We start from the raw sequence: 12,664 nt of genomic DNA, 5'->3' as shown, positions 1-12,664 counted from the left end.
TGGTAGTCACCCGGGGGAGTCCACGTACGTGGCCTCGCCCGGCCGGTGGCCCTCGGCCCGCCGCAGGGCGGCCGGGGTCGTGCCGAGCCGGGCGCGCATCACCCGGGTGAGGTGCTCCTGGTGGGAGAACCCGCAGGCGACCGCCACCTCGGCGATCGGCGCCGAGCCGGTGCGCAGCAGCCGGCACGCCCGCTCCAGCCGCAGCCTGAGCAGGAACTGGTGCGGGGACTGCCCGGTGCTCGCCCGGAACTGCCGCGTGAACTGGCTGCCGCTCAGCGAGGCAGAGGCGGCGAGGTCGGCGATCGGCAGCGGCTCGGCGAGCCGCTCCTCCATCAGCTCGCGTACGGCGGCGAGCTGCCGGGCGGAGAGCCCGGACCGCGCGGGGCGGGGCACCGCGGAGCCGCCGACGCCGTGGTGGCGCACCAGCTGCGCGGCGAGCATCCCGGTCAGTTGGTCGGTGTACGTGCGGGCGGACGGCTCCCAGCAGCGCACCGCGCCCTCCAGGGCGAGCACCAGTTGCTCGGCGAGTGGATCGGTGGCACCCAGTTCCTCGCACAGCTTCACGGGCCGGCCGTCGTTCGCGTCGCGCAGCGCCTCGTCCGCGAGATAGGCGTGGACCGTGTCCAGTCGGCCGCCGAGCTCGACGGCCAGCGCCCGGCCGGCCGGCTGCAGGAAGAGTCCGCCGGCCGGAACGGTCCGTGTCCGTGCGCCGCCGCCTCGTCCGCGGCGCACCGTGACGGGCCCGTCGAGGTGCAGGATCAGCAGGTGGGTCGGGGCCGGATCGAACAGGTCACTATAGGGCTGCTCCTGCTGGGCGGAGAGATACAGCCGCTCCCAGCCGAGTCCGGAGCTGGTGTGCCGTGCCCGTACACCGGGCCGGCGGAGGATGCCGACCGTGTCGGCCGGACCGAGCTCCCTCATGGTGCGACCTCCTCGCGGCACCCGACGTAGTTGAACTGTAAATCACTACGGCGGTGCCGGGAAGTGGCCGGACCGCAAAGGCTGCCCGCCGGAACATGCCGCCGCGGCCTCGGCGGACGCGGCCCTCGGTGCAGGGTGGCCGTAGGGCTGTCGTCGTACGCCGTCCGGTATGGATGGTGTGGTGGACATGACATGTTCACTCATTGTTCGCGCGCGGATCTTCTCGGTACTCGATCCTCGCGATCATGAAATCTTCGAGAACACTGAGACTGACCCTGCCCACCGCGCTCGCCGCCCTCGTGCTCGCCGTCGCGGGCGCCATGTCCACCGCGTCGGCCACGACGTACTGGACGTTCATGAACGACTACGAGGGCAACTGCCTCGTCTCGTCGACCGTGAGCGACAAGGTCTGGTCGGACAGCTGCAACGACTCGCTCGACACCCGCAATTGGTACTACGGCGCCGAATCGGTCACCAATGTCGACGGGCAGGTGTTCCGCCGCCTGGTGAGCCGGGCCAACGGCGATTGCCTCACCACGGACAACAAGACCAATGCCAACGCTGTCTGGATGAGCCCGTGCGGCAGCGCGGGCGGTCAGTTCTGGAGCAACGACTACCACGTGCTGGAGAACTTCAACGGAAACCTGCTCCGTACCTCCGCCAACGGAGACGCCGTCTACACCACCTCGCAGTACGTGGCCGACCCCGACATCGAGCCCGCGCGGTACACCTGGTGGGGCTCGCACAGCTGATCCGTGCGGTCGTCGTCCGTGGCGTGGCGGGTCCGCAGGACCCCGGTCGCCGCCCGTGGCCGGACCCCCGGCGGCCGGCGGCGGCTGCGCTGCCCCGGTCGGCTGCGGCCACGGCCGAGCCACGTCACCGTGGAGCGACCACGGAACTGCTCCGCACCGGGTGCTTGCTCATCACGGAAACCCGGTTGAAGGCGTTGATGGTGATCGCGACCCAGATCGCCGCGGAGATCTCGTCGTCGGACAGCGCCGACCGGGCGTCCGCGTAGGCCGCGGCCTGGGCGGTGGCGTCCGCGGGGTGTGTGGTGGCCTCCGCGAGGGCGAGGGCCGCGCGTTCCCGGGGGCTGAACAGTTCGGTGTCGCGCCAGGCCGCCAGGACTCCCAGCCGCTGGGTGGTCTCGCCCGCCCGCAGGGCCGCGCGGGTGTGCAGATTGAGGCAGTACGCACAGGCGTTGAGCTGGGACACGCGCAGGTTGATCAGCTCGACGGTGATCCGGTCCAGCCCGGCCGCCGCGGCCACGCCTTTCACGGCTTCCGCGGTGGCGGCCAGCGCCCGGTACGCCTCAGGGCTCTGCTTGTCGACGAAGACGCGGCCGCCGCGGCCCACCGCTGTCGTCTCTGTCACATGATCTCCTTGGTCGACCGATCACTTGTTCTCCGGTCTATCATCGGCGAGTGAATGTTGAATGTCGAACATTTCCTCGTGGGGAGGACCGGAACGGTGAGCAGCACTGAAGCCCGTCCCGCCGATTCGAGACCGGGCGGGCAGTCCGACAGCGACCGTCCCGCCGTCGAGGTGCTCACGGCCCGGAAGGTCCCGCTCGGCGGCCCCCGGGCGATGACGGTACGGCGCACGCTGCCCCAGCGGGCCCGGACCCTCATCGGAGCCTGGTGCTTCGCCGACCACTACGGCCCCGACGACGTCTCCCGGACGGGCGGAATGGACGTGGCCCCGCACCCGCACACCGGGCTGCAGACGGTGAGCTGGCTCTTCAGCGGGGAGATCGAGCACCGCGACAGCCTGGGCAGCCACGCCCGCGTACGGCCCGGCGAACTCAATCTGATGACGGGCGGCTTCGGGATCAGCCACTCGGAGGTGTCGACGGCCCGTACGACGACACTGCACGGAGTGCAGTTGTGGGTGGCGCTGCCCGACGCGCACCGCAACACCGAACGGGACTTCCAGCACTACGTGCCGGCCCCGGTGCCGCTGCGCGGTGGCCGCGCCCGCGTCTTCCTCGGCACGCTGGCCGGCGACACCTCCCCCGTACGCACCTTCACGCCCCTCCTCGGCGCCGAGGTGTCGGTGGATCCCGGCGCGGCCGTGACCTTCGACGTCGATCCGGAGTTCGAGCACGGAGTCCTCGTGGACACCGGCGACGTCCGCATGAGCGGTACGGCCCTCGCGCCGTCGGAGCTCGGATACGCCGCCCCCGGGCACAGGACGCTCACCCTCGCGAACGAGGGACCGGAATCCGCACGACTGGTGCTGCTGGGCGGCCCTCCCTTCGAGGAGGAGATCGTCATGTGGTGGAACTTCATCGGCCGCACCCACGACGACATCGTTCAGGCCCGCGAAGCCTGGCAGAACGCCACGGACCGCTTCGGCACGGTCGAGGGCTACCCCGGGGACCGCCTCCCGGCCCCCGCGCTTCCCCACTCCGTCCTCACCCCGCGCAAGAACCCCGTCCCCGTCCCCGCTGCGAAGGGCTCGCGATGACGAACCAGGCTTCCCCGACCGTCAGACACGTCCCGGACCGGTTCCGGTACGAGATCGAGGTGGACGGTACGACCGCCGGCTTCACCGCCTACCGCGATCGCGGCGAGCGTCAACGGGTCTTCTACCACACCAAGATCTTCGAACAGTTCGCAGGACGGGGGCTGGCGTCCCGGCTTGTGCGCGAAGCCCTGGACGACGTTCGCCGTGCGGGCAAGCGGGTCGTCCCCGTCTGCCCCTACGTCAAGGGATTCCTGGAAAAGCACGAGGAGTTCGCGGACATCACGGACCCGGTGACGCCGGATGCCGTCCAGTGGATCGAGGCGCAGCTCAAGTAGTTCCGGAACGCCGCCCACCGCCCGGTGGGCGCGCGGTCCTTCAGAACGTCCAGCGTGTGTGGGTGTAGACCCCGCCGTCGCGGCCGAAGCCGTATGCGGTGGCCGGGGCCACCGCGAACACCACCGCGTCCCCCTTGCGGAACGCGTCGCCGATCCCGTGGAAGGTGCCCTCGGGCGAGGTGATGTGCGGCCCGTACTTCCTCTCGTACGCCGCGATCACCTCCTCCAGCACGGCCGGATCGGCGACCCGTTCCGCCCTGCCCTCGACCACGAGGTCGAGTCCTTCGGTGAGCGAGTTCCCGCCGGTGGTCAGTGCGCAGTGCGCGTGGTGTGCGAGGTTCTTCGCCTTCTGCTCCCCGGGGCCGGTGGAGAAGTACAGAACCCCGTCGTGCCAGGCGGCGATGACGGGCGTGACGTGCAGCCTGCCGTCGGGCCGCACCGTGGACACCCAGAAGATCTCGGCGCTCTCCAACTGCTGTCGGGCCTCGGCCCATGCGGTGGCGGTGACGTCCGAGGCGCCCGGGCGGGGGTTGAGCGCCGAGCTGTAGCGGGTGTCGAGCTCGGTCGTGGGCTGCTGCGCGGGTCGATGTGCCGTCATGGCGGTTCTCCTTCCTCTCCCACCGATAACGACTCTCACCTCGCGCGGAAATCATCGCTGCCACGTCGTCCGGCTGTGCCGCCGGTTCGCCCGCGGTCTCGGCGTGCTGGAAGACAGTGGGAGACCTTGACGGGGTGCTGCGGGTCCACCAGCACCCTCGCCCAGAGCCGTGCCGACCTCTACACCCTGCAGACCTACGTCCTGCGGCTGCGCGAGCTCATCGGCGAAGCGCTGACCCGGAAGACGGGCCTTGGGTGGACACGGGCACAACTCGAGCTCAATTGACTGCAAAAATCGGCTATTGACCGGTCAATTGGGTAGGGCTACATTTCTGGCCATGGCAGTCCCGGCGTACCTGCGGATCCGCAACGAGTTCGAGCAGCAGATCCGCTCTGGCACACTTCCTCCCGGCAGTCGGCTTCCCACGGAGGCCGAGCTGCAGCAGCTGTACTCGATCGGTCGCGCGACCGCGCAGCGGGTGCTGAGCGAGCTGGCGCAGGCCGGGCTGGTGGAGCGCCACCGGCGGCGGGGCACCTTCGTCACCGAGGGAGCGCGGCAGGAGAACCTGCTGCGCTTCGTCAACACGTCCCTGCCGGGGCCGAAGATCCTCGGGCGGCATGCTGTGGAGTCTGCGACGGTGGTCCAGGCCCGCGATGCCGGGCTGGAGATGCCGGGGGTGAATGACGACACGCCTGTACATCAACTGCGCCGGCTGAAGTTCGACGTCGACGACAACGTGATCGCCGTCGAACTCAGCGTCGTCCCGTTCGCATTGGCACCGCGGCTGCAAGAGGAGGATCTCGGCCACCTGACAGTGCACGACTACTTCGCCCGCATGGGCATCCCCGCGGCCAAATCCCGCATCTACATCGACCCCATCGCGCTCGACGCCGCGACCGCGGCACAACTGCGCGTACCCGAGGGCCAGGCAGTGATCCGACTGCGCCGGCTCACCTGGCTGACCGACGGAAAACTCGCCGAAGCGAGGTGGGACATCATCCGCCCCGACCTGGTCGAGTTCTTCCTCGAACAGACTATTGAGCCTGTACCTGGCTCCTAGGGGGTGTCTCGTCGATCATGCCGGGCTCGCGGTGGCTGGCACCGCACCTCGCCGCGTTGTCGTCGGTCGGCGATGCTCCGCATCGACTCCCTCCTCCGCCTTGCGATGTACGGCACCAGCCACCGCTCCCTGATCCGGCCTGACCGACGAGACACCCCCTAGTCCCCCGACGTCCGCCGGTTGATCCAACCGGTGCCCGGCTCACCGATGCGACGCGGCACACCGTCTGCCGAGGTCTCGTCGAGCCCTTCACCAAACACGCGGTTTCTGTCCGCCCAGGCCCATGGCCTGCCCGCGCGACAGTTCCGCGCTCGAGATCGTCGAGCGCAACTTCGGCTCGGCACTCGACGAAAGCAAGACACCACTGTGCACGCACGGCCTCGGCCGATCATGCCCGTCTGCTTGAGGATGCCTCCCACAGCAGGTCCAGATCGGTGCCTCGAAAAAGCAGTTCTCCCCGAATGAACCGGCCCGGCCTGCGTAGCGCCCCGGTCGCGTCCCAATTCTCCGGACGGTTTCACACGGGAGCCCCTCAATCGTCCAGGCGATTCGCCGCCTGCCGAAACAGCCCTCGCCGCACGGATGCACGTGTAGCCGTCAGACGTGCGATTGGGACAAGTCATCCCCATTGACCTGACCCCTCCTGCGCAATCGACTCGAAAGGCCTCTGAGATGACGCAAACTGCGAGCAGCAGACCGGTCACCGACGGCTCCATGAAACGACTGTTCCGGGTGCTCAGCGCCATCGAGCGAGCAGGAAACAAGCTGCCCCATCCGTTCTGGCTCTTCTGGATCCTGGCAGCCGTCCTCGGCGTGACGAGTGCCGTGCTGGCCGACGCCCACGTGTCCGTCACGCTGCCCTCGACGGGCGACTCCGTCGCGGTGAAGAACCTGCTCTCTTCCGCTGGAGCCAAGTTCGCGGCGGAGTCCGCGCTGGACAACTTCGCCGGGTTCCCGCCCCTGGCGGTCGTCGTCGTGGTTCTGCTCGGCGTCAGCGTCACGGAGCGCAGCGGTCTGCTCACCGCTCTACTGCGCGTCACGATCGGCCGGCTGCCGACTCGCTGGCTGACCTTCTCGGTCGCCTTGAGCGCCATGACGGCGCACGTCATGAGTGACTCGGCCTACATAGTGATGATCCCTCTGGGTGCGCTGGCCTATCGGAGCGCAGGGCGAAGCCCTCTGCTGGGGCTGATGGTCGCGTACGCGTCGACAGCGATCGGTTTCAACGCCAGTCCGCTGGTGACACCGTCCGACGCCATCCGGTCATCGCTGGCGACCGCGGCCGCGCACACCGTCGATCCGGGCTACGCCATCACTCCGGTCGCCACCTATTTCTTCACCGCGGTGTCCTCGGTGTTCCTCGCCGCCGTCATCGCCCTCACCGTCGACCTCTTCCTGGCGAAGCGGCCCGAGTTCACGCCGACACCCGAGGACGAGGCGGCCGCCGACAAGGCCTTCAACGCCAGACACGCAGACAGCGGCGAGCACATCGGTACCCCGTACGCCATTGGGCTGACCGCCATCGAGAAGCGCGCCATGAAGGTGTCCGCAGCAGTACTCGCGGTCTATGTCCTGGGAGTGGCCGCGCTCCTGTGGCCAGGATCCCCGTTCCGCGGCGAGGGCGGCAGCATCGTCCAGTCCGTGGTCGTCGCGAACATCGCAGTGTTCATCGCGCTGCTGTTCGCGATCCTCGGGATCGTCTATGGCAGGCAGGTGGGCACGATCCCCACTCTGTCGGCCGTCCCATCCGCGATGGCGGACGGGATCCGGTCCATCGCGCCTGTGATCGTTCTCTTCTTCGCGGTCGCGCAGTTCCTCGCCTACTTCACCTGGACCGGCATCGGCTCCGTGATCACCGTGGAAGGCGCTGAACTCCTCAAGTCCCTTGACGCGCCCCACCTCGTCATCCTGCTCGTGATCGTCGTGGCCATCAGCGGCCTCAACATCGTCATCAGCAGCGGCTCGGCCATGTGGTCCATCCTCGCTCCCGTGATCGTCCCCCTGGCGATGTACATCGGGCTCGCCCCCCAGGCCGCCATGGTTGCCTTCGCGATCGGCGACTCGGTGACCAACACCACCCCCATGAACGCGTACTTCGTCCTGGCCCTGGGATTCGTCCAGCAGTTCCGCAAGGGCGCCGGCATCGGCACGCTGCTGTCCTTCACGGTTCCCGTCGGACTCACCGTGCTCATCTCGTGGTCCGCCTTCTTCGCCCTCTGGTACACCCTCGGGATCCCGCTCGGCCCGGGCGTGCCCATCAGATGAGCCCGTCGGGCCGGTTGCCGACAGCCCTTTGCCGGCAGCCGGAGCCTGATGCCCCAGGGCGGTTCTCACCACTGCAGAACCCCCTGCGGGATTCCACCCTCGACGAGGTCGAGGTCCGTTTTGAACCTGAACAGGAAGAGAGAGTCTCTCGCATGGGAAGCATCGCCATCATCGGCGCGGGCAACGTCGGTCAGGCCATCGCCGGCCACATGTCGCTCCAGGGCCACGACGTACGACTCTTCGACAGGTGGGGCCACGATCTCGAACCGATCAAGGCCAATGACGGCGGCATCGACCTGGTCGGCGAAGTGGAGGGCCACGGCAGGCCGTCCCTGCTGACCACCGACCTCACCGCCGCCGTGGACGGCGCGCAGGCCGTCGTCGTCGCCGTACCGGCCTTCGCGCACGCGTACATCTCGCAGGAACTCGCGGCGGTCCTGGAACCCTCCCAACTCGTCCTCATCCAGCCCGGTGTGCTGGGCAGTGGCGTCGAGCTCGCCCGTATGTTCTCGCTGGCGGGCCGCAAGCGCTGCCTCATCGCGGAAACACCGACCAGTCTCTACACCTGCCGCCTGCGTCAGCCCGCCAACGTCTACGTCGGGGCGATCAAGCACTCGGTCCCGCTGGCGGCCGTACCCAGCGCGGACACCCATCAGGCCCTTGCGATCTTGCGGACCTACTTCGGCGAGCGGTACGTGTCGGGCGGGGACGCGCTGGCCGTCGGGCTTTCCAACGCCAACCCCATCTATCATGTGCCGCCGGCCGTGCTGAACTTCAAGACGGTGGAGGACGCCGACTGCCATCCACAGCACTCCCTGGTGACGCCCCGCATCGCCGAGGTCATCGACGCACTGGACCGTGAGCGCCTCGGCCTCGCGCACGCACTCGGGGTGGAGGCGACAAGTTTCTGGGACTTCCTCACCAGTGCCTACGGCGTCACCGAGGGCACCTTCGTCGAACGGATCGTGCAGGGCTACGGCCGGCAGGCCTTCCCCGAACCGGACTCGGTCAACCACCGCTACTTCACCGAGGACATCCCGTTCGGCCTGGTCATCTGGAGCTCGCTGGCCGCCCAGATCGGCCTCTCCATGCCCCTGACCGACTCGTTCATCGCCCTGAGCAACACCTTGTGCGGACGAGACTTCGTCGCCGACGGCAGGACAGCAGAGTCCCTGGGGCTGCACGGCTCCCACGTCGGCTCGATCCGTGCAGCCTTCATCGACGGTTCGGTGTGCTGACCGACTGAACCAGGGGAGCGCGCCGGTCACGTGGCCGGACATGAGGCCGCCGATCACCGGCGCGCTCCCGCATCCCAGACCCGGGCGCTGATGCGGCCCCAGGGAATTGCCGTCGTGAACTTCGCAGGTGAGTGTGCGGTCCTTGACGAGCTGCAACCGCACAGGTGGGGAACCGCAGCGGACGGCGTTGGTGACCAGTTCGCTGACGATCATTTCGGTGGTGTAGGCGGATTCCTCGTCCATTCCCCAGAGGGCGAGCTGGTGTTGGGCGTGGGCACGCGCTGTGGGGACGGCCTTGCGGTGGTGGTCCAGATGCCATCTGGCCACGTCATCGGCGGGGAAGGCGTGGGTTCGGGCGAGGAGGAGAAAGATGTCGCCGTGATCGGCTTCGCCCCGCAGCCGGTGGAGCACGTCGTCGCAGAGACCTTGAAGAGGCCGGTCGGCCTGGGCCAGCACCTGCCGGAGGGTGTCCGGAGACGGGGACGCTCGCAGGAGGGACACGGTGTAGAAGGCCAGGACACTGCCTTGGGCAGTGCAATCCACGGCGGCATCCGCCCAGGAGGCCACGCACTGAGCCGTTCGTCAGTGCGGGGCGGCTGATGAACCCAGCACTTGCCCGGATGCCCCGAGGCCTACCCGCAGTGCGTTCTGGGTCTGGGGCTGCCGTACGACCCGCAGCTGCCGCCTCAACCGGGGAAATCCGCCACGGCATCGCCGAGGTCGCGTTCAAGCTCACCGGGCGTCTGGAGGCCCCGGTCCGTGAGGTAGTCCAGGCGCTCACGGCTTTCTGGCAGGGAAACCAGGCCGAGGAACGTGGCCGAGTCGGAGCGGACGTTCGCCCGGTTCGGCAGGGTGAGGTCATTGATCGCGCGCTTGGCAGCCTTGACCCCCTCGGGGGGAAAGCCTGCGATGCGCTTGGCCAGGCGTTCGACGAAACTGTCCAGCTCGGCGTCGGGCAGGGCGCGGTTGATCCAGCCGTAGCGCTCTGCGAGATCGGCGTCGAAGTCGTCGGCGCCGGTAACGGCTTCGATGGCACGTGTTCGGCCGAGCCGTCGGCTCAGGTGCTGTATTCCGCCGGCGCCAGGCAGAGCGCCGGTGCCGGACTCGAACTGGCCGAAGATCGCGTTCTCACGCGAGGCGAAGATCATGTCGCACGCCAAGGCGAGTTCGTTGCCGCCGCCGCGGGCCCTGCCCCGCACCTTGGCGATGGTGATCACTGGGGCGTGCGCCAGCTTGAACAGGAACATGCCGAGCGAGGCGTCACCGGGACCGCCGGCCTTCGCGGCCTCTGCGGTGTACTGCGGGATCGCCGCGAGGTCCACGTGCGCTGAGAAGAATTCCGGTGAGGCGCTGTCGATCACGACGACCCGTACGTCGCCGGGGTCGGTGTACAGCGTGTCGACGAGCGAGACCAGGTCGCGCACGAGGTCGACACCGATGAGGTTGAGGGGGCCGGCATCAAGGGTGGCGAACAGGACACCGGCCTCCTCTCGGGTCTGAATCGACGCGTAGGCGAACGTCATGATCATTTCCTATGGGTGAGGGGGATACGGAGGAGAGCTGGGAAGTGGCCGAGGTTCTACTGGAACCACTCCAGGGCTGTGTGGGACGCGTTTCGAACTGCGCATGCGCGGTACGGCTCGAAGCACCCGTCTTACAACAGGACGCTTTGAGCTGCAGCGCCCCGCTCGGTACTCAGTGGTAGCGGCACGCCGGTCAAGCCGTCATGCTCAGCGACAAGCAACGTCAGCGAGGTCGGGCCGACCTGTCCAACAGCTGCCGGGGGGTCGCCATGTTCTCCATCTTCCAGTCGAAGCCGGTCAACGCCGAAACTGCAATCTGGGCCTTCTTTGCGCCTCTGGGAGTGCGTGCGCCCGTCAGGCGAGGTGCTCACGGAACCAGGCGCGGGCGGCGCCGCTCGCCTGGTCGAACTGGTCGGTGTACGGATCGAAGTGGCCGCCCGGGATCAGCTGCAGTCGCTTGGGTTCAAGGGCACGTTCGTACGCGGCAAGCGCCAGGTCTGTCACGGTGACCGCGTCACCCAGGGCGACCACCATGAGCAGCGGCGTGGGGGATACCCGCGTGATCCAGATCCCGGGCTCGTACATGCGCGCCGCGCGCGTCGAACGGACCGTGACCTTGTTTTCCCACACGCCGTCGGGCGTGGGCTGCAGGTAGAAATCGATGGCCTCCTGCGATCGGTAGGAGGCGGGTACCGCCGGATCGCTGCTGACGATGGCCACGGTGTGCGGAGCCTCGCCGCGGAACCGGGCCCGCTCGTCCGCCGCGAAGGACTCCTCGAGGCCGGCCACGGCGTCCGGTGCCACACGGCGCAGGCCCTGTTCGAAGCCGCTGATGGTCGGCACCTGGGAGACGACGGCGCGCAGCCGGCGGTCGGTCGCACCCAACACGATGGCGTGCCCGCCGGCATAGCTGGTACCCCACAGGCCGATCCGGTCGGCATCGACCTCCGGCCGGCTCTCCAGGTACGAGATGGCCCGCCGCCAGTCGGCGAGCTGCTGCCAGGGGTCGACGTCCTGCCGGGGCTTGCCGTCGCTGGCCCCGAAGGTGCGGTGATCGTGCAGCAGGACCACGAACCCGTCCTCTGCGAAGGCGCGCGCGAAGGGCTCCAGGCCGTGTTCCTTGACCCCCGCATAGCCATGGGCCATTGTGATCGCCGGGTGCGGGCCCGGCCCGTCCGGCAGGAATAGCCATCCGCGAAGCGTGACCGCGCCGTCGGCTTCGAATTCGACATCCTGGCGCTCAACCATGAACAACCTCCCAAGCGGAACAGGACTCAGTCCTGGAAGTGATCAGCGCCGATGACGCCGCGCATTGCTGCGGAAGGCCGAGCCCGGCCTCGACTGCGTCAGGTGGACATCCGGACGGCGCCGGGGCCGAAGGCCGGCTCCACGTCGGAACCAGCGACCTCGTGACCGCAAGAGCAGTGCAACTCGAGGTGGACTTGGCCGCCGCAGCCGGAGTGCCGCAGCACGACAGGCGGGGCCGCAGGGTCGCCGAGGTGGGTGTCGCCGTACTGGAGCAGCGCGGCTAGAACCCACTGCAGGTCTTGGGCGCCCGCAGTGAGGTGATACTCATGGCGCGAGCGCTGCCCGGCCTCCTGGTAGCTCCGGCGTTCCAGCAATCCGACGTCGACCATTTGCCGGAGGCGCTCGCTGAGAGCCCTGCGGGAGATTCCGAGGTGCTCGGCTATCGCGTCGAAACGGTGCAGTCCCGCGAAGACCTCCCGCAGGATGAGCAGGGTCCATCGCTCGCCCACCAGGTTCAGTGTTGCGGCGACGCTGCAGTTGCCCAGATCAAGTTCTCGCCACTCCATGACCACAGCGTACCGCTTGAGTTCCGGTTTGGAACTCAGCCTTGACGCCTTCTGGGTTCCAGATGGAGACTTAGACGGCTGGAGCTGACCCGCGGATCTCTTTCGACCGGTAGTGGCCGGAAGCCTGATCCGCTCCACGTCCGCGATGCAGGGAGCGCGAGCAGCTCTCTTTCCCCGCGTCTTCCAGCCCTCACTGGGGCCGGAGCCGATCAATCCCCCGGCTGCACAGGCCGACACCGCACCTTCCGAGGAACAGCTCATGCCCGTCTTCAACGCCCATGTCCCCGCCAACCGCTTCTCTTCGGAACAGAAACGCGTTCTCGCCGATGCGCTGAACCAGTCACTGGTCCAGGCTCTCGGCATACCCGAGGGTGACCGGTTCATCATGATCAGTGAGCACGGCGAGAACGAACTCTTCCTGGATCCGACGTTCATGGGCAT

The 12,664-nt window shown here is 68.2% G+C and carries 14 protein-coding genes and 1 pseudogene; 8 read left to right on the top strand and 7 right to left on the bottom strand.

The genetic code is table 11. The features are described from left to right. Nucleotides 1–6 precede the first annotated feature (6 nt). The gene (locus tag IE318_RS39725; protein ID WP_189907746.1) at nt 7–921 is read right to left on the bottom strand and encodes a helix-turn-helix domain-containing protein; all 915 of its coding nucleotides are present in this window, start codon (nt 919–921) and stop codon (nt 7–9) included. Nucleotides 922–1,166: 245 nt separating this feature from the next. Here IE318_RS39725 and IE318_RS39720 point away from each other — a divergent pair, with 245 nt between their 5' ends. After that, the gene (locus IE318_RS39720; protein WP_159006908.1) at nt 1,167–1,673 is read left to right on the top strand and encodes a ricin-type beta-trefoil lectin domain protein; all 507 of its coding nucleotides are present in this window, start codon (nt 1,167–1,169) and stop codon (nt 1,671–1,673) included. 124 nt (nt 1,674–1,797) lie between these two features. Here IE318_RS39720 and IE318_RS39715 read toward each other — a convergent pair whose 3' ends face one another. Next, nucleotides 1,798–2,295 carry a carboxymuconolactone decarboxylase family protein gene (locus IE318_RS39715; protein ID WP_030169878.1) on the bottom strand — a complete coding sequence of 166 codons (498 nt, stop codon included), beginning with the start codon at nt 2,293–2,295 and terminating at the stop codon, nt 1,798–1,800. 96 nt (nt 2,296–2,391) lie between these two features. Here IE318_RS39715 and IE318_RS39710 point away from each other — a divergent pair, with 96 nt between their 5' ends. Together IE318_RS39710 and IE318_RS39705 are read left to right on the top strand one after the other, a co-directional pair. Beyond that, a complete protein-coding gene (locus IE318_RS39710; RefSeq protein ID WP_229904071.1) occupies nt 2,392–3,390 on the top strand; it encodes a pirin family protein in 999 nt (332 codons plus the stop codon). Then, on the top strand, nt 3,387–3,725 hold the full coding sequence (locus tag IE318_RS39705; protein ID WP_189907744.1) for a GNAT family N-acetyltransferase: 339 nt from the start codon (nt 3,387–3,389) through the stop codon (nt 3,723–3,725). Before IE318_RS39710 ends, IE318_RS39705 begins: the two co-directional genes overlap by 4 nt. 40 nt (nt 3,726–3,765) lie before the next feature. Here the strand turns inward: IE318_RS39705 and IE318_RS39700 are convergent, their stop codons facing one another. Then, nucleotides 3,766–4,323, bottom strand: a complete 558-nt coding sequence (locus tag IE318_RS39700) for a pyridoxamine 5'-phosphate oxidase family protein (RefSeq protein WP_030169868.1) — start codon at nt 4,321–4,323, stop codon at nt 3,766–3,768. A gap of 126 nt (nt 4,324–4,449) precedes the next feature. On the opposite strand from IE318_RS39700, the gene IE318_RS39695 reads away from it, so the two are divergent. The 4 genes from IE318_RS39695 to IE318_RS39680 all read left to right on the top strand — a co-directional run bounded on the left by IE318_RS39695 (nt 4,450) and on the right by IE318_RS39680 (nt 8,886). Then, entirely contained in the window at nt 4,450–4,608 is a 159-nt protein-coding gene (locus IE318_RS39695; RefSeq protein WP_189907743.1) for a hypothetical protein, read from the top strand. Between the two features lie 52 nt (nt 4,609–4,660). After that, nucleotides 4,661–5,383: a GntR family transcriptional regulator gene (locus IE318_RS39690; RefSeq protein ID WP_189907742.1), complete on the top strand. Its 723-nt coding sequence runs from the start codon at nt 4,661–4,663 to the stop codon at nt 5,381–5,383. A gap of 714 nt (nt 5,384–6,097) precedes the next feature. Continuing rightward, nucleotides 6,098–7,648, top strand: a complete 1,551-nt coding sequence (locus tag IE318_RS39685; RefSeq protein ID WP_229904070.1) for an AbgT family transporter — start codon at nt 6,098–6,100, stop codon at nt 7,646–7,648. A 152-nt stretch (nt 7,649–7,800) separates the two neighbouring features. After that, nucleotides 7,801–8,886 (top strand): NAD/NADP octopine/nopaline dehydrogenase family protein, encoded by a 1,086-nt coding sequence (locus IE318_RS39680; RefSeq protein WP_189907740.1) that lies wholly within the window; start codon nt 7,801–7,803, stop codon nt 8,884–8,886. 147 nt (nt 8,887–9,033) lie between these two features. Here the strand turns inward: IE318_RS39680 and IE318_RS46965 are convergent. The 4 genes and pseudogenes from IE318_RS46965 to IE318_RS39660 all read right to left on the bottom strand — a co-directional run. Next, nucleotides 9,034–9,129, bottom strand: a pseudogene (locus IE318_RS46965) (hypothetical protein); the annotation flags it as partial. Between the two features lie 443 nt (nt 9,130–9,572). After that, nucleotides 9,573–10,409: an enoyl-CoA hydratase/isomerase family protein gene (locus tag IE318_RS39670; protein ID WP_189907738.1), complete on the bottom strand. Its 837-nt coding sequence runs from the start codon at nt 10,407–10,409 to the stop codon at nt 9,573–9,575. A gap of 354 nt (nt 10,410–10,763) precedes the next feature. Next, the gene (locus IE318_RS39665) at nt 10,764–11,657 is read right to left on the bottom strand and encodes an alpha/beta hydrolase (protein ID WP_189907774.1); all 894 of its coding nucleotides are present in this window, start codon (nt 11,655–11,657) and stop codon (nt 10,764–10,766) included. 98 nt (nt 11,658–11,755) lie between these two features. After that, the gene (locus tag IE318_RS39660; RefSeq protein WP_189907737.1) at nt 11,756–12,223 is read right to left on the bottom strand and encodes a winged helix-turn-helix transcriptional regulator; all 468 of its coding nucleotides are present in this window, start codon (nt 12,221–12,223) and stop codon (nt 11,756–11,758) included. Between the two features lie 112 nt (nt 12,224–12,335). Between IE318_RS39660 and IE318_RS45700 the strand changes: the two genes are divergently transcribed. Beyond that, nucleotides 12,336–12,664 (top strand): tautomerase family protein (locus IE318_RS45700; RefSeq protein ID WP_229904069.1); only part of this gene is annotated, 329 nt, incomplete at its 3' end.

The organism is Streptomyces spiralis (assembly GCF_014654675.1).
Classification (GTDB): domain Bacteria; phylum Actinomycetota; class Actinomycetes; order Streptomycetales; family Streptomycetaceae; genus Streptomyces; species Streptomyces spiralis.
This window is presented reverse-complemented; position numbering and strand designations above follow the sequence as displayed.

Bases quoted from the DNA above. Each gene is read 5' to 3' on its own strand.
- IE318_RS39725 (WP_189907746.1), bottom strand. From the start codon at position 921: ATGAGGGAGCTCGGTCCGGCCGACACGGTCGGCATCCTCCGCCGGCCC.
- IE318_RS39720 (WP_159006908.1), top strand. From the start codon at position 1,167: ATGAAATCTTCGAGAACACTGAGACTGACCCTGCCCACCGCGCTCGCC.
- IE318_RS39705 (WP_189907744.1), top strand. From the start codon at position 3,387: ATGACGAACCAGGCTTCCCCGACCGTCAGACACGTCCCGGACCGGTTC.
- IE318_RS39700 (WP_030169868.1), bottom strand. From the start codon at position 4,323: ATGACGGCACATCGACCCGCGCAGCAGCCCACGACCGAGCTCGACACC.
- IE318_RS39690 (WP_189907742.1), top strand. From the start codon at position 4,661: ATGGCAGTCCCGGCGTACCTGCGGATCCGCAACGAGTTCGAGCAGCAG.
- IE318_RS39685 (WP_229904070.1), top strand. From the start codon at position 6,098: ATGAAACGACTGTTCCGGGTGCTCAGCGCCATCGAGCGAGCAGGAAAC.
- IE318_RS39680 (WP_189907740.1), top strand. From the start codon at position 7,801: ATGGGAAGCATCGCCATCATCGGCGCGGGCAACGTCGGTCAGGCCATC.
- IE318_RS39670 (WP_189907738.1), bottom strand. From the start codon at position 10,409: ATGACGTTCGCCTACGCGTCGATTCAGACCCGAGAGGAGGCCGGTGTC.
- IE318_RS39665 (WP_189907774.1), bottom strand. From the start codon at position 11,657: ATGGTTGAGCGCCAGGATGTCGAATTCGAAGCCGACGGCGCGGTCACG.
- IE318_RS39660 (WP_189907737.1), bottom strand. From the start codon at position 12,223: ATGGAGTGGCGAGAACTTGATCTGGGCAACTGCAGCGTCGCCGCAACA.